This is a genomic window from Agrococcus citreus (assembly GCF_039527715.1).
In the GTDB taxonomy this organism is placed as follows: Bacteria; Actinomycetota; Actinomycetes; order Actinomycetales; family Microbacteriaceae; genus Agrococcus; species Agrococcus citreus.
Map to the genome: position 1 here is coordinate 356,825 of NZ_BAAAKK010000005.1, position 18,416 is coordinate 375,240.

General features: G+C 71.7%; 22 protein-coding genes and 1 pseudogene. 13 read left to right on the forward strand and 10 right to left on the reverse strand.

The genetic code is table 11. The annotated features are described in order from the left end of the window. From ABD106_RS10520 to ABD106_RS10550, 7 genes are all read right to left on the reverse strand, one after another. The coding region (locus ABD106_RS10520) for an SDR family NAD(P)-dependent oxidoreductase (protein WP_343920126.1) at nucleotides 1-234 on the reverse strand (234 nt) is incomplete at its 3' end. 34 nt (nucleotides 235-268) lie between these two features. Continuing rightward, nucleotides 269-784: a nitroreductase family deazaflavin-dependent oxidoreductase gene (locus ABD106_RS10525; RefSeq protein ID WP_343920128.1), complete on the reverse strand. Its 516-nt coding sequence runs from the start codon at nucleotides 782-784 to the stop codon at nucleotides 269-271. A 57-nt stretch (nucleotides 785-841) separates the two neighbouring features. Further along, entirely contained in the window at nucleotides 842-1,480 is a 639-nt protein-coding gene (locus tag ABD106_RS10530; RefSeq protein ID WP_343920130.1) for an NAD(P)-dependent oxidoreductase, read from the reverse strand. 103 nt (nucleotides 1,481-1,583) lie between these two features. Then, nucleotides 1,584-2,822, reverse strand: a complete 1,239-nt coding sequence (locus ABD106_RS10535; RefSeq protein ID WP_343920132.1) for a glycosyltransferase — start codon at nucleotides 2,820-2,822, stop codon at nucleotides 1,584-1,586. A gap of 192 nt (nucleotides 2,823-3,014) precedes the next feature. After that, complete coding sequence (locus ABD106_RS10540; RefSeq protein ID WP_343920134.1) at nucleotides 3,015-4,379, reverse strand: DUF6421 family protein; 1,365 nt, start codon at nucleotides 4,377-4,379, stop codon at nucleotides 3,015-3,017. A 354-nt stretch (nucleotides 4,380-4,733) separates the two neighbouring features. Beyond that, nucleotides 4,734-5,087: a hypothetical protein gene (locus ABD106_RS10545; protein WP_343920137.1), complete on the reverse strand. Its 354-nt coding sequence runs from the start codon at nucleotides 5,085-5,087 to the stop codon at nucleotides 4,734-4,736. Further along, a complete protein-coding gene (locus ABD106_RS10550) occupies nucleotides 5,087-5,899 on the reverse strand; it encodes an exodeoxyribonuclease III (protein ID WP_343920139.1) in 813 nt (270 codons plus the stop codon). The genes ABD106_RS10545 and ABD106_RS10550 overlap by 1 nt, the downstream gene beginning before the upstream one ends. A gap of 113 nt (nucleotides 5,900-6,012) precedes the next feature. On the opposite strand from ABD106_RS10550, the gene ABD106_RS10555 reads away from it, so the two are divergent. The 3 genes from ABD106_RS10555 (at nucleotide 6,013) to ABD106_RS10565 (ending at nucleotide 8,311) form a co-directional block, all read left to right on the forward strand. Further along, entirely contained in the window at nucleotides 6,013-6,627 is a 615-nt protein-coding gene (locus ABD106_RS10555) for a DinB family protein (protein WP_343920141.1), read from the forward strand. A 97-nt stretch (nucleotides 6,628-6,724) separates the two neighbouring features. Then, complete coding sequence (gene pyrE, locus ABD106_RS10560) at nucleotides 6,725-7,276, forward strand: orotate phosphoribosyltransferase (protein ID WP_343920143.1); 552 nt, start codon at nucleotides 6,725-6,727, stop codon at nucleotides 7,274-7,276. Between the two features lie 108 nt (nucleotides 7,277-7,384). After that, nucleotides 7,385-8,311: an AEC family transporter gene (locus ABD106_RS10565; RefSeq protein WP_343920145.1), complete on the forward strand. Its 927-nt coding sequence runs from the start codon at nucleotides 7,385-7,387 to the stop codon at nucleotides 8,309-8,311. Here the strand turns inward: ABD106_RS10565 and ABD106_RS10570 are convergent. After that, nucleotides 8,308-8,673 carry a hypothetical protein gene (locus tag ABD106_RS10570; protein ID WP_343920147.1) on the reverse strand — a complete coding sequence of 122 codons (366 nt, stop codon included), beginning with the start codon at nucleotides 8,671-8,673 and terminating at the stop codon, nucleotides 8,308-8,310. The two genes, ABD106_RS10565 and ABD106_RS10570, sit on opposite strands and share 4 nt — an antisense overlap. A gap of 61 nt (nucleotides 8,674-8,734) precedes the next feature. Between ABD106_RS10570 and ABD106_RS10575 the strand changes: the two genes are divergently transcribed. The 3 genes from ABD106_RS10575 to ABD106_RS10585 all read left to right on the forward strand — a co-directional run bounded on the left by ABD106_RS10575 (nucleotide 8,735) and on the right by ABD106_RS10585 (nucleotide 10,984). Next, nucleotides 8,735-9,133, forward strand: a complete 399-nt coding sequence (locus ABD106_RS10575) for a hypothetical protein (protein ID WP_343920149.1) — start codon at nucleotides 8,735-8,737, stop codon at nucleotides 9,131-9,133. A 77-nt stretch (nucleotides 9,134-9,210) separates the two neighbouring features. Further along, nucleotides 9,211-10,332, forward strand: a complete 1,122-nt coding sequence (locus tag ABD106_RS10580) for an NAD(P)-binding domain-containing protein (protein WP_343920151.1) — start codon at nucleotides 9,211-9,213, stop codon at nucleotides 10,330-10,332. Between the two features lie 52 nt (nucleotides 10,333-10,384). Beyond that, the gene (locus ABD106_RS10585; RefSeq protein ID WP_343920153.1) at nucleotides 10,385-10,984 is read left to right on the forward strand and encodes a hypothetical protein; all 600 of its coding nucleotides are present in this window, start codon (nucleotides 10,385-10,387) and stop codon (nucleotides 10,982-10,984) included. Nucleotides 10,985-11,009: 25 nt separating this feature from the next. Here the strand turns inward: ABD106_RS10585 and ABD106_RS10590 are convergent, their stop codons facing one another. Beyond that, a complete protein-coding gene (locus tag ABD106_RS10590; protein ID WP_343920155.1) occupies nucleotides 11,010-11,828 on the reverse strand; it encodes an HAD-IIA family hydrolase in 819 nt (272 codons plus the stop codon). A gap of 122 nt (nucleotides 11,829-11,950) precedes the next feature. On the opposite strand from ABD106_RS10590, the pseudogene ABD106_RS10595 reads away from it, so the two are divergent. From ABD106_RS10595 to ABD106_RS10625, 7 genes and pseudogenes are all read left to right on the forward strand, one after another. Further along, nucleotides 11,951-12,652, forward strand: a pseudogene (locus ABD106_RS10595) (class C sortase); the annotation flags it as partial. A 321-nt stretch (nucleotides 12,653-12,973) separates the two neighbouring features. After that, nucleotides 12,974-13,540 (forward strand): alternate-type signal peptide domain-containing protein, encoded by a 567-nt coding sequence (locus tag ABD106_RS10600; RefSeq protein ID WP_343920157.1) that lies wholly within the window; start codon nucleotides 12,974-12,976, stop codon nucleotides 13,538-13,540. 71 nt (nucleotides 13,541-13,611) lie between these two features. Continuing rightward, nucleotides 13,612-14,169 carry a hypothetical protein gene (locus ABD106_RS10605; protein ID WP_343920159.1) on the forward strand — a complete coding sequence of 186 codons (558 nt, stop codon included), beginning with the start codon at nucleotides 13,612-13,614 and terminating at the stop codon, nucleotides 14,167-14,169. Further along, nucleotides 14,166-15,608 (forward strand): RICIN domain-containing protein, encoded by a 1,443-nt coding sequence (locus ABD106_RS10610; protein WP_343920161.1) that lies wholly within the window; start codon nucleotides 14,166-14,168, stop codon nucleotides 15,606-15,608. The genes ABD106_RS10605 and ABD106_RS10610 overlap by 4 nt, the downstream gene beginning before the upstream one ends. A 5-nt stretch (nucleotides 15,609-15,613) precedes the next feature. Beyond that, on the forward strand, nucleotides 15,614-16,291 hold the full coding sequence (locus ABD106_RS10615) for an LPXTG cell wall anchor domain-containing protein (protein ID WP_343920163.1): 678 nt from the start codon (nucleotides 15,614-15,616) through the stop codon (nucleotides 16,289-16,291). Continuing rightward, nucleotides 16,288-16,884: a signal peptidase I gene (locus tag ABD106_RS10620; protein WP_343920165.1), complete on the forward strand. Its 597-nt coding sequence runs from the start codon at nucleotides 16,288-16,290 to the stop codon at nucleotides 16,882-16,884. The genes ABD106_RS10615 and ABD106_RS10620 overlap by 4 nt, the downstream gene beginning before the upstream one ends. 9 nt (nucleotides 16,885-16,893) lie before the next feature. Next, nucleotides 16,894-17,517, forward strand: coding sequence for a TrmH family RNA methyltransferase (locus ABD106_RS10625; protein ID WP_343920167.1), 624 nt, complete (start codon nucleotides 16,894-16,896; stop codon nucleotides 17,515-17,517). 41 nt (nucleotides 17,518-17,558) lie between these two features. Here ABD106_RS10625 and ABD106_RS10630 read toward each other — a convergent pair whose 3' ends face one another. After that, nucleotides 17,559-18,365 carry a DNA-formamidopyrimidine glycosylase family protein gene (locus tag ABD106_RS10630; protein ID WP_343920169.1) on the reverse strand — a complete coding sequence of 269 codons (807 nt, stop codon included), beginning with the start codon at nucleotides 18,363-18,365 and terminating at the stop codon, nucleotides 17,559-17,561. Between the last annotated feature and the right edge of the window lie 51 nt (nucleotides 18,366-18,416).

Genomic DNA, 18,416 nt, shown 5'->3' on the forward strand with positions numbered 1-18,416 from the left:
GCCGCGCCACCCGCCGACGAGGTGCACGAGGCCGTCGAGGTCGCCGACCTCCGCCGCGAGCTGCTGCACCGCGTCGAGGTCGGTGAGATCGCACTCGAAGTGCTCGCTCGCGTCGACGAGGCCGAGCCGGTCGGCGTTCGAGCCGACCGCGATGACGTGGTGGCCGGCGTGCAGCAGGGCGGATGCGGTGGCGTGCCCGAGCGCGCTCGAGGCGCCCGCGATGAGGATGCGCATGCCACCAGTCTGGCGGCTCCGGCGGCCGTGAGCGCTACAGCCGCCCGTCGAACGGCGACGGGACGGCATCCGTCGTCAGCCGGAACAGCCGCACCGTTCGGCCGGAGTCGCGCTCGTACTGCCGGTAGCCGGGCCACTGCTGCTCGATGCGCGCCCAGGTCGCGTCGCGCTCGGCATCGGGGATGCGCTCCGCGCGCACCGCGACGCGGCGACCGCGGACGACGACCTCGGCCTCGGGGTGCGCGGCGAGGTTCGCCGTCCATCCGGGGTGCGCCTCGCGGGCGAAGCTCGTGCCCGCGACGATCGCGCCGCCCCGGCCGTCGGGCGTGTACATGAGCTCCGACCGCCGGGGGAGGCCCGTCTTCGCGCCGACCGTATGGAGCACGAGCGAGGGCACGAGGATCCCCGAGACCACGAGTCGCCCGCCGGTCAGGCGGCGCAGCACGCGCTCGGCGACGGGGAGCGCTCGCGGGCCGACGCGACGGAACCAGCGCGTGCGCGACACGGGCGCGAGCACGCGCCGGAGCATCCGCACCGCGCGACTCGTCATGCCGCGATCATCGCAGGCCTCGCGCCGATCTGGGGCGCCGATCAGGGGCGGATGCGCTCAGTACGCGAAGGAGATGTGCTCGCGCCGGTGCGCGCCCGCCTCGATCTCGTCGACGACGGCGAGCGCGAAGTCGGGGCCGGAGATGACGGACTGGCCGTCGGCGTCGTAGAAGGCGGCGTCGCCGCCCGTGCGGTACTCGCCGCGGCGGGTCTGGTCGGGCACGAAGCTGCCGAAGGTGCCCGCGGGGCTCACGTACGTCCAGTCGACGTCGGTCGCGCTGACCCGCTGGTAGGCGGCGAAGAGCTCCTGCGACTCCGGCTTGTACTCGGGCGCGAACGCGTCGGTGTCGACGATGCGCTCGCCGGCCTCGTCCTTGAGCGAGCCGAAGCCGCCCACGATGAGGAAGCGCGTGGGCGTGCCCGCGAGCCGCGCCGCGACGTCGGCGTACGCATCCGAGACCCGGCCCTCCATGTCGCCGCGCGGCGACAGCGCGCCGACGACGACCTCGGCGCCGTCGAGCACCTGCGAGAGCACGTCGCCGTCGAGCACCGATCCCTTGATGACGCGCGCGCCGGCGGGCGGCTGCTGCGGCGTCGAGCGCGAGAGCAGCGTGAGCTCGTGGCCGCGGCTCGCAGCCTCCGCGGCGATGTGGCTGCCGGCGAAGCCGGTGGCGCCCAGGATCGTGATCTTCGTCATCGTGTGCCCTCCTCGAAGCTGTCGATGCTCGGCGAGCATCTCCTGGGTCAACCGGATGCGGCTGGACGGCATTCCGGGGTGGTCGCGGCCGCGTCGACGGCGACTACTTGGAGACGCGCTCGTCGAGGTGCTGCTCGACGAGCGTCGCGGCGCGCGCGGCGCCGCCCGCCGCCTCGAGGCCGGCGGCGACCGCCTGAGCGCCCGCGCGCATCGCTCGAGCGCGTGTGACCGCGTCGCGCAGCCGCTGCGGCGAGAGCGCGCGCCGCGGCACGCGCACCCCCGCGTGGGCGTGCTCGACGCGGGCCGCGACCTCGAACTGGTCGCGTCCCCACGGCACGGCCACCACGGGCACGCCGCGCAGCAGCGCCTTCTGCGTGACACCGAGGCTGGCGTGCGTGATGACGCACACCGCGCGGTCGAGCACGGGCCCGTGCGGGGTGAACTCGACGAGCCGCCCGTTGGGCGGCACGTGGATGCCAGGCTCGATGCCCGCGGGCATGGTCGCGACGACCGTCACCGGCTCGTCGGCGAGTGCCTCGAACGCGGTGCGGATGATCGCGCTGTCGCGCTGGAACTCGCTCGAGCTGGTGACGAGCACGATCGGGCCGTCGATCGCGCGCAGCCATTCGGGCTGCGGCGCCGCGGGCTCCCACGAGGTGTCGCCGACCAGCTGCAGGTCGGGCTCCCAGTCGACGTGGGAGTACTCGAGCGGCTCCGCGGTCGTCACGAGCGTCATCGGCGCACGCCGGAACACGGCGTCGGCAGACTCGAGCGGCGGCAGGCCCGCGAGCCTGGCGCGCAGCTCGTTGCGGCGGCGCAGCACATGCTGCTCCGCGCGGTCGAGCACGAGCCGGCGGGCCGCGGCGTCGCGCATCCGACCCAGCGCGCTCGGGTCGGGACGCAGCCCGGGCCCGGGCGGCGGCAGCCCCTCGGAGCGCACGAACGGCGTGTACGGGGCCAACGACACCCAGGGGAGCCCGGATGCCTCGGCTGCGGCTGCAGCGCCCCACGCGTTGATGTCGGTGATGACGAGGTCGGGCTCGGCGGCGCGTACCAGCGACCGCAGGTCGGGCGCCCCGAACTCTGCCCTCGCCGCGAACGTCTCGATCACGCCGACCAGGCCTTCGAACAGCGGTCGGGTGCGCCAGTCGTCGAGCTCGACGAGCTCGAGCCGCGGATCGATCGCGTCGACCTCGAAGCCGAGCGCGCGCAGCCGCGGCACCTCGCGTCGCAACGTGCGGAAGTGGATGCGGTGGCCGCGCTCCTGGAGCTCGAGCAGCACGCCGACGAAGGGATACAGGTGCCCGATGGATGGGCTCATGTATGCCGCGATGATCGCCATTGCTCGCCTCCCGGCCTCAGGCTAGGCGAGCCGCACCGAAAGGGCCAGGGGCGTTTGGAAACGATTCCGGCCGAGCTGCGGGACAGGCTGCCCACGCAGCGATCCCCGTGGTGCGACCTCCGATGCACGACGAGGGGCACCCGATACAGGTGCCCCTTGTCGTGCGAGCGCGGCCTCGACGGGCCGATCGGCTCAGGCGGTGATGCCCTTCGTCGAGGCGATGACGTCGCGCATCTTCTTCTCGAAGGCCTCGTAGAACATCGAGAGCGGGAACTCGTCGTCCATCACGAGGTCGGTGAGCTGGCGGGGCGTGCCCTCGAGCGGCAGGTCCCCGGCCTTCCAGGCGGATGCGGGGTGCGGCTCGACGACGGAGGAGACGAGCTCGTAGGCGGCGAGCCAGTGCGCGATCTTGGGCCGGTCGATCGACTTCCAGTACAGCAGCTCGATCGCCTCGCCGAGCTTGTTCACGACGTCGGGCACCTCGTCCCAGTCGAAGGCGAGCTGCGTGTCGGTCCAGTGCAGCACGCGGTGCTGGTGCAGCCAGGCGAACAGCAGCTGGCCGCCGAGGCCGTCGTAGTTGCGGGTGCGGGAGCCGGTGATCGCGAAGCGGAAGATGCGGTCGAAGATGACCGCGTACTGCACGAGCTTCGCGTGCTTCGCGAGGTCGAGCTCCGCATCCGTCGCGCCGTCCTTCGCTCGGATGCGCCGTTCGATCGCGACCGACTCGCGGAACGCGGTCAGGTCGCAGCGCAGCTCCTCGAGCGAGTAGAGGAAGAACGGCATGCGCTGCTTGATCATGAACGGGTCGAACGGCAGGTCGCCGCGCATGTGCGTGCGGTCGTGGATGAGGTCCCACATGACGAAGGTCTGCTCGGCGAGGCGCTGGTCGGCGAGCATCTCGGCGGCGTCGGCTGGCAGGTCGAGCTTCGTGACCTCGCACGCGGCCTCCACGACGCGGCGGAAGCGAGCGGCCTCGCGGTCCTGGAAGATGGCGCCCCAGGTGAACTTCGGGATCTCGCGCATCGCGACGGTCTCGGGGAAGAGCACGGCCGAGTTCGTGTCGTAGCCGGCGGTGAAGTCGATGAAGCGCAGCGGCACGAACAGCGCGTTCGAGTAGTCGCCCGCCTCGAGCTCTGCGATGAAGTCGGGCCAGATGACCTCGATGAGCACGGCCTCGACGAGCCGGTCGCTCGAGCCGTTCTGCGTCACCATCGGGAACACGACGAGGTGCTGCAGGCCGTCGACGCGGTGCTGCTGCGGCTGGAACTCGATGAGCGCGTCGAAGAAGTCGGGCACGCCGAAGCCCTCGGCAGCCCAGCGCTCGAAGTCGACCGCTGCCTGCGCGAGGTAGGAGGCGTCGTGCGGGAACTCGGGCGCCATCTCGCGGATGCCCTGCACGAGCTGGTCGACGTGGCCGCGGGCCGCGTCGTGGTGGGCGGCGTCCTCGATCGAGCCGTTCTTCGACTGCAGTGGCTGCAGCGCGGTGGCGGCGGCCTTGATCTGGAGCCAGGCGGGGTGCTGGCGGAGGTCGGCGGCGGTGGCCTGGGTCATCGTCATGGGAGCCTCCTGGGCAGGATCGGGGGCGAGGAGACCGAGCGGCGACGGACGGCGTCACGCTCGATCGGTGCGTGAATCCAGCGTATGGAGTCTTCGACGCACGTATCTTGCGCCGGGCCCCCCGTTTCCCGCCCGTTCTGGGCGTCGCGCGTGGACCCGCCGCGATCCGCAACGCACTTGCGTCGCGCGTTCAGGCTTTTTCTGTAACACTGTGATCGTGCCGACGCATGGAGGCACTGCGGGAAGCCGTGGATGGCGGCGGCCGGGCGGCGCTGGGGAGCATCGGCCCGGCCGCCGTGTCGGTTCGGAGCGATCCGAGCGATCCGAGCGGCCCGAGCGCGATCGTCGTCCGCGTCAGACCATCGACGATGCGATGAAGAACCCCGCCCAGCTGACGACGGCCGCGAGCACCGGCGGCACGATGGCCCAGCGCTGCCGGGTCGCGGCGGCACCCGCGCCGATGCCGTTGCCGACGAGTGTCGCGCCCAGCAGCGTGACCCAGTAGGTGAGCCGCGCGGGGCCCTCATCGGTGCCGGCCGCCTCGGCCGCCTCGACGATCCCGCCGTCGCCCACGGGAGCGAGCAGCAGCAGGGCGAGCAGGTTCGCGAAGATCAGCACCCACGTGGCGAGCCGCCAGCGATCGGCGGCCGTCCGCTCGCGCTGCGGCTCGAGCTCCTCCCAGTCCTCTGGAGTCGTCGCATCCGCCATCAGAAGATCATCGGGCGGTCGTCGTCGAGCTCGGTCTCGAGGTCGAGGTCGACGACCACCGGTACGTGGTCGGAGGGCGCGTCGCCCTGGCGCTGGTCGCGGTGGATGGACGCGCGGGTGACGAGGTCGGCGAACTCGGGGGTGCCGAGCACGAAGTCGATGCGCATCCCTTCGTTCTTGTTCCAGCGGCCGGCCTTGTAGTCCCAGTAGGTGTAGCCGGGCGCTCGGTCGCGCACGACGTCGATGAGGCCGGCGCCCAGCAGTGCCTCGAACGCCTGGCGCTCGGGCGGCGAGACGTGCGTCGAGCCGTCGAAGACGCGGATGTCCCACACGTCGGAGTCGAGCGGCGCGATGTTGAAGTCACCCATGAGTGCGAGCGGGCGCCCGCTCCAGCCGCCGAGGTGGCCGGTGAGCACGCGCAGCCACTCGAGCTTGTAGTCGTAGTGGGCGTGCGCGAGCTCGCGGCCGTTGGGCACGTAGAGGCTCCAGAGCCGCACGCCCTCGACCGTCGCGGCCATCGCGCGCGCCTCGACGACGGGGTCGCCGGTGTTGGCGTAGCCGGGCTGGCCGACGAAGTCGCGCTCCACCTCGCTCATCGGCAGCCGCGAGGCGATCGCGACGCCGTTCCACTGGCTGAAGCCGTGCGCCTGCACCTCGTAGCCCGCGGCCTCGAAGGCCTCATACGGGAACTGCTCGGTCTTGCACTTGATCTCCTGCATCGCGAGCACGTCGACGTCGCTGCGCTCGAGCCAGTCGACGATGCGGGCCGTGCGAGCGCGCACGGAGTTCACGTTCCAGGTGGCGATGCGCATGCATCGAGCCTACGGGCGCGGCGGATGCGTCGTCACGTCCCCGCGCGCAAGCCGCCCGGACAACACGAGCATCACTCATCCGTCGTGAGCGCGCGACAGGGCACTATGGATGGATGGGCACCGCGCGCGAACGCTACCTCCAGGCTCTCGACCTCTTCTGCGCCGAGGCCCGAGCGGGCGCCGACCGGCTCGGTCTGCAGTCGGCGTGCACCGACTGGTCGATCGCCGACGTCATCCGCCACGTCACGGGCGTGCAGGCGGAGTACGGCGCGGGCGCGCTGCTCGGCGGGGCGGAGGGGGAGCGACCCCTCGACGCCGAGCACGACGCGATGATGGCCTCCGGCACCGACTTCGAGGCGGTCGAGACGTGGGAGTCGCTCGCCGCTCGGCTGCGCTCGGCCGCGCACGACGCCGACGAGGAGGCGTTCCGCGCGCTGCCGCTCGCGACGCTCGACATGGCGCTCCACGCGTGGGACGTGCGGTGGGGGTCCGCTCGCGTCGGGCTCGCCGCCAACCTCGAGTTCCCGGCGGAGCTGCTCGAGTGGATGGAGGAGTACCGCGACCGCGCCGACGAGGCCGCCATCCGCCGGCCGACCGTCTTCGGCAGCGCCGTCGAGCCGCCCGCGGACGCGACGCGCTCCGAGCGCTTCGCCGCCTGGACGGGCCGAGAGACGCGCACCGGCGTCGCCCCGCGCGCCGACTCACGCCCGGCTCCCACCGACGCCTGATCCTCGACGTCGCGAGTGGTACGGCGGGCGCGCACGCGGCTCGAGCGACCACCGGCGACGTTGAGAGTCATATGACGGCGGGAAGTAGCCTGGGGGCGTGAACGCGCGCGACCAGCTCATCCAGCTCATCCGAGACGAGGCCGTCTTCCACGGCGACTTCGTGCTCACGAGCGGCAAGCGCGCGAGCTACTACATCGACCTGCGCAAGCTCTCGCTCGACCACCGCGCGGCGCCACTCATCGGCGACGTGCTGCTCGACCTCATCGCCGACATCCCCGGCGTCTCGGCGGTCGGCGGCCTCACCATGGGCGCCGACCCGCTCGCGACGTCGATGCTGCACCGCGGGCTCGCGCGCGGGCTCGAGGTGGATGCGTTCGTCGTGCGCAAGGAGCCGAAGGACCACGGTCGCGGCCGGCAGGTGGAGGGGCCCGAGCTCGAGGGCAAGCGCGTCGTCGTCGTGGAGGACACCTCGACGACCGGCGGCAGCCCGCTCAAGGCGATCGAGGCGCTGCGCAAGGTCGGCGCAGAGGTCGTCGCGGTCGCGGTCATCGTCGATCGCGCGACGGGCGCGCAGGCCGTCATCGAGGCGGCGGGCGTCGAGTACCGAGCGGCGATCACGCTCGACGACCTGGGCCTCGCGCCGCAGTAGCGCCGCCCTCGCTCGTCGAGGAGCTGCGCCGGCTGCTACTCGATCATCGAGGGGCCGACGGGATGTCAGACTTGTCCTCGTCGACGGTCGGCGGATGCGGGGGATGCCATGGGCGGCGTGCTGATCGGCTTCGCCATCATCGGCTTCGTCATCTTCGTGGGCTGGCTGCTCGCCCGGCTGAACATCGTGAACCAGGGAGGGCGCCTGGTCCTCAACAAGACCTCGTTCTTCGCTGCGAGCCCGGCACTGCTCTTCACCGTCCTCAGCGAGGCCGACGTCGAGCTGCTCTTCTCGAGCGTGCTCGCGGTCGCGCTGCTCGCGTTCGTGGCGGTCGCGCTGATCTACATCGTCGTCGCCCGCATCTGGCTGACGAAGGACGCGAGCCGCATCGCGCTCGCCGCCACTGCATCCGGCTACAGCAACGTCAACAACATCGGCCTGCCGGTCGCGATCTACGTCATCGGCGATGCGGGCTTCATCGGGCCGATGCTGCTGCTGCAGCTGCTCGTGCTCGCCCCGCTGCTGCTCGCGACCCTCGACATCCTCACCGCCGGTCGCGCGTCGTTCATGGGCATCATCACGCAGCCGTTGCGCAACCCCATGCTGATCGCCGCGGCGCTCGGCGCGCTCGTCTCGGCGCTCGGCATCGAGCTGCCGGCGCCCGTGCTCGCGCCGCTCGAGATCCTCGGCGGCGCGGCCGTGCCGCTCATGCTGCTCGCGTTCGGCATCTCGCTCGGCGGCGAGCGCCCGCTGCAGCCGGGCTCGGGCCGCAAGGAGGTGGCGCTCGCGGTGCTGCTGAAGTCGCTCGCGATGCCCGTGGTCGCCTACCTGCTCGCTCGCTTCGCGTTCGGCCTCGACGAGCAGCTCACCTACGCGTGCACGGTCATGGCGGCGCTGCCGTCGGCGCAGAACATGTACCAGTACGCGCTCCGCTACGACCGCGCGACCGCCATCACCCGCGACATCGTGCTGCTCACCACGATCGGCTCGCTGCCGGTGATGCTGCTGATCGCCTGGCTGCTGAAGCCCGCCTAGCCTGGCCACTCGGTGAGCGGCGGCGCGACGCGCAGCGCGTCGGTCGGCACCGGCAGCTCCCACCGCTGCGGCTCACCGGGGCCGACTGCGCCGAAGTCGTCGAGCTTCACGCGCACCCGCTCGGGCGTGAGCTCGGTGACCCGCACGCGCACGTCCGCTCCGTCGACCGACAGCAGGAAGGCATCCGTCAGCCACGCCAGGCTGTGCTCGTCGAGCAGCTCCTCGACCTCGAGCCAGTCGCCGGGCTCCGCGAGCGGCCGCCCGAGCACGTCCATCGGCTGGAAGCCGTCGCCGGCCTCGCGCACGTAGCCGACGACCTCGCCGTCGGCGCGGCGGTGGGGCATCCAGTCGGTGGGGATCACGCAGACGAGGATACGGCGGATGCGTCAGCCCGCGCCCACCGGCGCGTCCTACGTTGAGTGCATGAGCGCCGCAGCACAGGGTCCCGTCCCGCCGCAGTACCAGCCGTATCCGTCGATGCAGCCGATGCAGTCGATGCAGCCGGCCCCGCCGCGTCGCAGGATCTTCGCCGTGCTCGCGCTCGTCGCAGCCGGGCTCGAGCTGCTGAGTGGGCCGGCGTCAGCCGTCTTCATCGCGCTCGCGATCCGGAGCGGGGATGCGCCGAGCGCGATCGGCATCGGTACGGGCGCGATCTCGATCGCGAGCGGCATCCTCGGTGTCGCCGCCGTCGCGCTGGCGATCGTCTCGCTCGTCCTCCGGGAGCCTGCACGGCTGCTCGCCGGCATCGCGCTCGGGGTCGCGCTCGCCGCGCTGGTCGGCCTCGTCGCGAGCGGCCTGCAGTACGCGCTGCTCGCCTTCTGACGCACGATGCCGGAATCCGGCGGGGCAGGCGCACGTTGCACCGGGTCGGAGCGAGCACGAGCAGGCGGGAGGACGAGGTGGCACCAGCGGATGCGCGTCGCGCCGCCGTCGTCGTCATCGGCGCCGGCCAGGCCGGGCTCTCGGCCGGATACCACCTGCAGCGCCGCGGCTTCGCGAGCGCGCTCGACGACCCGAGCGGCGACCGCACCTTCGTGATGCTCGACGCCGACGCGGCCCCGGGCGGCGCGTGGCAGCACCGCTGGGAGTCGCTGCGGATGGCGACCGTCAACGGCATCTTCGACCTGCCGGGGTTCCCCAAGCCGCCGATCGACGAGGACGAGCCGAGCCGCGACGCGGTGCCGCGCTACTTCGCCGCCTTCGAGCGGGCGATGGGCCTGCCGATCGTGCGACCCGTGGCCGTCTCGAGCGTCGAGCGCGTCGACGACGACCCCGAGCGCGAGCTGCTCGTGTCGACCGACTTCGGCAGCTGGCGCACCCGCGCCGTCGTCAACGCGACCGGCACCTGGAACAACCCCGTGCTGCCGCGCTATCCGGGTCACGAGTCGTTCCAGGGACGGCAGCTGCACACGCGCGACTACGTCTCAGCGAGCGAGTTCGCGGGCCAGCGCGTGGGCGTCGTGGGCGGTGGCATCTCGGCGGTGCAGCTGCTCGACGAGCTCTCGCAGGTCGCGACCACCCGCTGGTACACGCGGCGAGAGCCCGTCTTCCTCGACGGCGCGTTCAATCCGGAGGTGGGCCGCGCGGTGATCGAGCGCGTGACGGCCGATGCCGAGGCCGGCCGTCCGGCGCGCAGTGTCGTCTCGTACACGGGGCTGCTCTGGACCCCGTACGCGCGCGCGGCGAAGGCTCGCGGCGCGCTCGACCGGCGACCGATGTTCGTGGGCGTCGAGCCGCGTGGCGTGCGCGAGGCCGACGGCACGTTCACCTCGCTCGACGTCATCCTCTGGGCGACGGGGTTCAGGGCGCACCTCCCGCACCTCGAGCCGCTGCGGCTGCGGAACGAATCCGGCGGCATCGCGGTGCGTGGCACGCAGGTCGTCGACGAGCCGCGCATCCACCTCATCGGGTTCGGCCCCAGTCAGTCGACCGTCGGCGGCAACCGGGCAGGTCGGGCGGCGGCCGGCGCGATCGACCGACTGCTGTCGAGCGATCGCGGCAGCGTCGCGCGCTCGCGCTGACGCCCACGCTGACTGTCGGCTCGTCGCGCTCGCAGCGGCGTAGCGTTGAGGCGTGCGCTGGTCCGATCGCCTCTTCAAGCGGCCGCCGCTCATCGTCGCCGGTCAGCCGGCCACGGGGTGGCTCGGGCTGCTGACGTCGTGGGCGACCGCGGGCTACGGCGCCGCATCCGCCTCGAGCGCGACGGGGATGCTGCTCTCGGCGGATGCGGGGGCTTGCGGTGCGCTGTCACCGGCGGTCTGCCAGGTGGCCGGCTGGGGCGGGCTGCTCATGGGGGTCGTGCTGCTCGCCGTCGCCGCCGTGCTCGGGCTCGTGGTGGCGCGCGGATTCGGCCCGCCGATCACGTGGTGGGTGCTGCCGCTCATGCTGGGCGCGCTCGCGCTCGCGCCGTTCCGCGCGGCCGAGGGAGCCGCCCTGCCGTGGGTGTGGCTGCTGCTCGCGCTCGCCGCCGCGGTGCTCGCGCTCGCGCTCGTCGCAGCCGCGATCCGGCAGGGCAAGGCGGCGCTCTACGGCTGGATCCGCCTCGACGGTCTCGACGCCCGGGAGGTCGCCCACCGCCCGATCGACCGGCTGCTCGCGCCGGTGGCCGTGGCGGCGGCCACGGTCGCCGCCGTCTTCGGCGCGCACGTCATCCGCATCCTGTCTGAGGCCTGACGTCGAGATCGGTGGATGCGTCGGGTCAGACGTCGGCGCGCGGCTCGTCGAGCTCCGACTCCGGCGGCACCGGGTCGACGAGCTCGTGCACGCCGGCGAGCATCTCGTCGGGGCGGAACGGGTAGGTCTCGACGAGCGACGGATCGGAGATGCCGGTCATGACGAGCACGGTGTGCAGGCCCGCCTCCATGCCGGCGATGATGTCGGTGTCCATCCGGTCGCCGATCATGCCGGTGGTCTCGCTGTGCGCGCCGATCTTGTTGAGCGCCGAGCGGAACATCATCGGGTTGGGCTTGCCGACGATGTAAGGCACGCGCCCGGTGGCCGTCGTGATGAGCGCGTTGATCGCGCCCGTCGCGGGCAGCAGCCCGTTCGCGCTCGGCCCCGTCGCATCGGGGTTCGTCGAGATGAAGCGCGCGCCACCGGCGATGAGCCGGATGGCCTTCGTGATCGCCTCGAACGAGTACGAGCGGGTCTCGCCGATGACGACGTAGTCGGGGTCGCTCTCCGTCATCGTGAAGCCGATCTCGTGCAGCGCCGTGATGAGGCCCGCCTCGCCGATCACGAACGCCGAGCCGCCCGGCATCTGGTCGTGCAGGAAGTCGGCGGTCGCGAGCGCGCTCGTCCAGAGCCGCTCCTCGGGCACGACGAGGCCGGATGCGCGCAGTCGTGCCGACAGATCGCGCGGCGTGAAGATGGAGTTGTTCGTCAGCACGAGGAACTCGATGCCGCGATCCTGCCACTGCTCGAGCAGCTCCTTGGCTCCCGGCAGCGGGCGCTCCTCGCGCACGAGCACGCCGTCCATGTCGGTGAGCCAGCATTCGATGTCTGCCCTGGTGCGCATGGGTTCAGGCTACGCGGCGCCGCACGGTGCCATGTGACGCCGATGTGAACAGTGTGATTCGTTCGCTTTTGAACGAACTCCAGGCCTTCTTGAGGCTCGCTGTCTAGGAGCTCGCCGAGGCGCGCGCCTACAACCAGACCCTCACGGGCGGCGCGCTCATCGACCCCTACGGCCGCACGCCGCTCGGCGACCAGCGCGCAATCGTCGCCGCCTACGAGGAGCAGCTCGACCTCGGTCCCGCGGAGGTGATGGCACGCATCCGGATCCCGTCGATCGAGGTCGACCTCCCGATCTACCACGGCACCGACGAGGAGACGCTGCGGAAGGGCGTCGGCCACCTGCTGGGCTCTGCCCTCCCGGTCGGTGGCTCGGGCACCCACAGCGTGCTCACCGGCCACCGCGGCCTGCCCGAGTCCGTGCTCTTCAGCGACCTCGACCAGGTCGCGGAGGGTGAGACCTTCGAGCTCGACGTCTACGGCGAGGTGCTCACCTACGCGGTGCGTGACGTGCAGGTCGTCGAGCCCGGAGACACCGAGCTGCTGCTGCCCGAGTCGGCCCGCGACCTCGTGAGCCTCGTCACGTGCACGCCGCTCGGCATCAACAGCCACCGCATCGTCGTCGTGGGTGAACGCATCCCGACCCCCGAGGTCGAGGCGGAGGCGGCCGCCGTGCCCGACATCCCCGGCCCCCCGTGGTGGGCCGTAGGCCTCGCCGCCGGCTGGGCGCTCGCCGCCGGCTATCGCTGGCTCTCGGCGTTGCCACGCCGTCGTCCCGCTCCAGCGGTGCACGTCGTGCCGAGCACGTCGCCGATCATTATCGGCTGACGCGGCACCGCTCTCTGCCTGGCGCTCGATCGGTGCCCGTGCGTCCCCCATCGTGGGGAACCGGATGCGCACACGTCTTTGGCAGACATTGAGGGGAGTTGAGCAAACCTCTAGACGAACAGTGTTTGCGCACGGATAGTTTGAATTCGTAGCATTCCGCTCAGGCATCCTTGCGCTCCATGCCACCGTCGTCTTGAGATTGTCTCAATAGGTTTCTTCGTAGGCCGCCAGTCCGACGAGGTGCACGTCGTGTGCACGACCGCGATGCGGCCGCCGCCCATGTCGATGGCATTCGGGCGATCCGACTTGAGGAGATCCATCATGAACAAGTTCGTCAAGGGCTCCGTCGCTGCAGGTGCCGGCATGGTCCTGCTGCTCGGCGGCGCCGGCTCGCTCGCGTACTGGAACACATCCACCGACCTCGGTGCGAGCGCGATCAAGGCAGGAACGCTCGACATCACCGCAGCGGCCGGCACGTGGTCGTCGACGATCACCGAGTGGGTGCCGGGCGATGCCTCCACCTACTCCACCACGCTTACACTGACCGCCGAAGGCGACAACATCGAGGGCACTATCGTGCTCGACAGCGACTCGATCGTCGTCTCGCCCGCTGCTGCAGGCGAGTTCAGCTTCGTGCTCAACCAGGGTGCCCCCGCGACCGTCACTGCCGTCGCCGGCGCCACCGGCCCGGTCGGCGTCGTCGCGTTCGACTCGGCGACCGAGACGTTTACCTTCGACGGCCCGGGCGTCTACACGATCCCCGTGCAGCTCTCGGTCGACTTCCCGTTCACCTCGGCCGTGCAGGCCACCACGCCGAACAACTCGCAGAACGCGACGGTCGACTTCTCGGGCGTCTCGTTCATCGCGACGCAGACGGACGCCAACTAGGCATGCGCCAGCCCGTCCCGCCGCGGCCCCGCGCCGCAGAGGGACGGGCTCTCGCCGATCCCGACGCCGCCATGTCTCAGCAGCCCGGCACGACGCCGCTCCCGCGCCTGCGGCGCGCGTTCAGCGTGCGGCGGATGCTGCTGACGGCAGCCGGCGGAGCCGCGATACTCGGCCTCGCGCTCTCAGGCGTCGGCGGCTCGTACGCCCTCTGGAGCAGCCAGGCCCGGGTCAGCGCGGGCACCATCTCGAGCGGATCAGCAGCGCTGACTGCCGCTTGGGGCACCGGGTACGACGACCAGAAGTGGCGGAACATGCTGCCGAGGGAGTCGATCCGACAGCCCTTCGTGGTCGTGAACACCGGCGATGTCGCCATGGCGCTCTCCGCGAGCGTCACGCCCACCGCCCCGGGCTTCGAGGTCCGTGCCGCGGCAGGCGCCTGCTCCACGACGCCCCTTGCGGGAGCAAGGCTCAGCGCGACGCCCACGGCGGTCGTCGCCGCCGCGTCGCCCGTCGTGCTGCCTGCAGGCGCTTCGTTCGCGGGTTGCATCGAGGTGCGGGCGACCGACGCAGCCACGCCGGCCAGCAACACCGCATTCACCATCACGCTCGACGGCAGGCAGGCGCCGTGATCCGCCTGCTCCGTCGTCGTCGCCTGCAGCTGACCGCCGCTGTCTCCGTCTTCCTCGTGCTTGCCGGCGGCACCGGTGCGACTGCCTATTGGAGCGGTCAGGCGCAGCTGCAGGCCCAGGCGGGTGCCGCCACCGTGGGGCTCGAGCTCCAGGTGCTGCCGGCACCCGGGTCGTCGCCGCTCGCCGTCACGTACACAGCGCAGAGCCGGGTGGCTGCCGGTGCCGTGACGATCCGGAACACCGGCAGTCGTGATGCAGCTCAAGCGCTGTCGATCACTGCGGAGTCGCCCACGAGTTCTCAGTTGGCGACTGCGATCAGCGTCGCCGTGGCTCCGGTGACCGCCGCAGCCGACTGCACCCCGCAGCGGGTGCTCACCGCGCCCACGGTCCGGACGCTGTCGACCACCGTCACGTCGTTCCCGCTGGTCGACCGGCTCGCTGCCGGTGCCACGACGATCCTGTGCGTTCAGACGACCTTGCAGCAGACCGCCCCGACCTCGACCGCTGTGCAGTCCCTGCAGCTCGCCATGAGCGGGAAGCTCACGTACGCGGATGTGGCCACGTGGTCGACGGCCTCGCTTGTCTCGCGCGTCACCCAGTCGGTCGCTGCCGCGGCCAGTGCGCCCGTCCTCTACGACTACGCGCGCTACACGATCCGCAACGACGGGTTCTGCGTCGGTCGTGCCAACGACGTCCCGCCCGTAGTCGCCCGCTTCGCGGCGTGCCCTGTCGACTCCTCAGAGTGGCGCGTCAAGTCAGTGGACGGCACGTTCCAAATTTTCGCTGCCGACCGGTGGGGAAACCCTAGTGGGATCGATCGCCTTTGGACGGCGGTGCAGCCAGGGACCGACGCGCTGCAGACCTCGGCCCCGAGCCAGAACGGCAGTAGGGCGCAGCAGTGGCGCATCACAACCGTCGGTGCCGCTACGTCTCGCATCGAAAGCGCGTCGGCGCCCGGCCATTGCGCAACGGTCCGCGGCGGGCTTTACAACCTGCAAGATCCTGCGAACCCCCGACGCGTGGTACTCGCTCCTTGTAATGCCTCAGATGCTACGCAGGCGTTCGCCCTTGAGGTCGTCGGCATCCCTGTTGCGCCCATGCCCGCGCCGCTGTCATGCACGGGCCAGGAGTGGTACATCGGGCTCAGCTTCGCAGGCAACGACGAGTATCAGGGCGAGATCATGTACCGGGTCGTCCTTTCCCGCGCGGGCGGCTCAGGCGAGCGCGCGTTGCTCCTGACCACCACAAAGGGCGCACCACCTGCGTTCGGCATCAACGCGGGCGATGCAGCGCTCGCCGGCTTCATCGCCCGCAACGGAGCCGGTCTCACCCGCGTCACCGTCGAGCAGAGCATCGCGGGGACTGCATGGACGACGGCCGCGACGGGCGACGTGCGGACCTCACTTGTCAGCGGCAACTCGCGGATCTGGTGCGGGTAGCAGTGATGCGGTGGCTGCTCGTGCCGCTCGCGGCGCTGCTGCTCGTGCTCGTGCCCGTGCACCCCGCAGCGGCAGACGAGGGCGATCTGGACTTCGCGGTCGACGGTTCGGCGTGGTCGTCATCGCCGACGGCGCTGCTGCCCGAGGCGCCGGTGCTCGCGCCGGGGGAGAGCGTGGCACCGACCCTCGAGATGCGCAGCATGCGCGACGAGCCCGTGACCCTCGTCGTCGCGGTCATCCGCCCGCGGGCCTCCGACCCCGCGGCGAGTGCGGCGTTCAGCTTGGCCGCTGACGACGAGCGGGGTCGGGCGCTGCTCGAGCGCACTCCATTCGAGGGGCTCAGCGAGTGCACGGTGGTGATGAGCCGGCTCATGCTCCCCGGCGAGACGGCTGCGGTGACGGTCGCCGTCGCACTCGACGCTGCGCTGACCGGCACGGAGGCGCAGGGCAGCAGCGTGGGCTTCGACCTGCGCGTTGGCATGGCGGCAGGAGTCGTGCCCCCGGGCTGCCCGGCCGAGGCCGTCGACATCCCATTCGTCCCGGCCAGTCCCGAGTCGGCTGCGGGGGCGACGCTGCCTCAGACCGGCGCGCCCCTCGCCCCGGGCCTCGTGATCGGCGCGACCGCCATGATGGTGCTGGGCGCCGCACTCGTCGCCGCACGACGCCGGGAGGATCTGGCATGAGCAAGGCACGCACCGTTGCGCGCGAGATCGTGCGCGGTCTCAGCGCCGGTCTCCTGCTGCTCGTCCTCGGACTCGGCATCGTCGCGGTCGGCGTGCCTGCGGTGACCGGCAGCACGCCCTTGAGCATCCTGACCGGCTCCATGACGCCCACGCTGCCGCCCGGCACGCTGGTGGTCGTCAAGCCGACACCCGTCGCAGAGATCCAGCTCGGTGAGGTGATCACCTTCCAGCTGGAGTCGGGCCAGCCGACGCTCGTCACGCATCGCGTGATCGCTCGCAGCACCGACAGCGCGAGCGGCGAGGTTCGCTTCACCACGCAGGGCGATGCCAATGACGTGGCAGACGCCGCGCAGGTCATGCCCGTGCAGGTGCAGGGCACCGTCTGGTACTCGATTCCCTACCTGGGCTGGGCGAACCAGTGGGTCAACGGCCCCGCGCGGGAGTGGCTCGTGCCGATCGCGGCGGGAGCGCTGTTCTGCTACGCCGCGGTGTCGATCATCGGCGGCTTCCGCGCGAGGCGGCGGACGAAGCGCGAGGGCGCCGCGACCGCGGTGGTGCGGGAGCCGGCTCGCTCATCATCGCCTGACGCCTAGCCTGGAGGCATGGAGCCAGCCGACGAGCCGCAGCTCGAGGTCGGCGTCGGTCCGTGGGCCGGCGAGCATCCGGTCGACGATCGGCTCGACCCCGAGCTGCTCGAGCACGGCGATCGCCGCAACGTCGTCGACGGCTATCGCTACTGGCGGATGGACGCGATCGTCGCCGACCTCGAGTCGCGTCGCCACCCGTTCCACGTCGCGATCGAGAACTGGCAGCACGACCTCAACATCGGGTCGATCGTGCGCACGGCCAACGCGTTCACCGCATCCGCCGTGCACATCGTCGGCAAGCGTCGCTGGAACCGCCGCGGCGCGATGGTGACCGACCGCTACCAGCGCATCGAGCACCACGAGAGCGTGGATGCGCTCGTGGTTTGGGCGAGGGACGCCGGGCTGCGGATCGTGGCGGTGGACAACACCGCCGGCTCGGTGCCCGTGGACGCGGCACCGCTGCCGGAGCGCTGCGTGCTGCTGTTCGGGCAGGAGGGGCCGGGGTTGACGGATGCGGCGATCGCCGTCGCGGATGCGCACGTCGCGATCCGCCAGTTCGGCTCGACGCGCTCGATCAATGCGGCGGCGGCCGCCGCGATCGTGATGCACGAGTGGGTGCGGGTGCACCGCCCGCGCTGACCCGGTCCGCGGTGCACGGGTGGATGCGGCGCGACAGCGGCTCAGCTAGCGGCGGTCGCGGCGGGCTCGGGCTGGCAGCGCGGGCACCACTGCACTTGCCGCAGCATGCCGTCCTCGAGGCCCAGCTGCGCATCCCGGATGCGCGTGCCGCACCGCAGGCACGGCTGGCCGCCGCGGCCGTAGACCCACGTGCGCCGGCCGCGCCGCGAGTCGCCCGTGAACGTGCGCTCGGTGCGGTCGCGGTTCGCGACCATGAGCCGCCGCGCGAGCGCGACGAGCGGCTCCACCTCCACCTGGGCGATCGGCGTCGCGGGGTGCACACCGCGCAGGAAGCACAGCTCGCCGCGATAGACGTTGCCGAGCCCGGCGACCGCGTGCTGGTCGAGCAGGGCCACGCCGACGGGCGCATCCGTCGCGCGCAACCGTCGCGCTGCCTCGGCCGCCTTCGCGTCGTCCCAGTCGGGGTCGAGCAGGTCGGGCCCGAGGTAGGCGAGCGACTCGAGGTCGCCCGCGCGCGGCAGCAGCTCGAGCACGGGCAGGCTCGAGCCGACGATCTCGTGCTCCGCGGTGGCGAGCACGACCCGGATGGTGTGGGCCGGCACGGGCGCGCGGCTCCCGGGCGCGAGCACGTGCCACAGCCCGTCCATCCCGGCGTGCGAGTGGATCGTGAACCGCTCGCCGCGCATGAGCAGGTGCTTGCCGACGGCGCGCACCTCGTCGATGTGCTCGCCCGCGAGATCGGCGGTCGCGAGCTTCGGCACCCGGAAGTCGCTGCGCAGCAGCTCGCGCCCCGTCATCGCCGCGCCGAGGTTGACCGCAGCCCGGTAGATCGTGTCGCCCTCAGGCATCCGCCGCCCTGCTCTCAACGTCGCGGGTGGTCGCACGACCGCGCAGAGCGC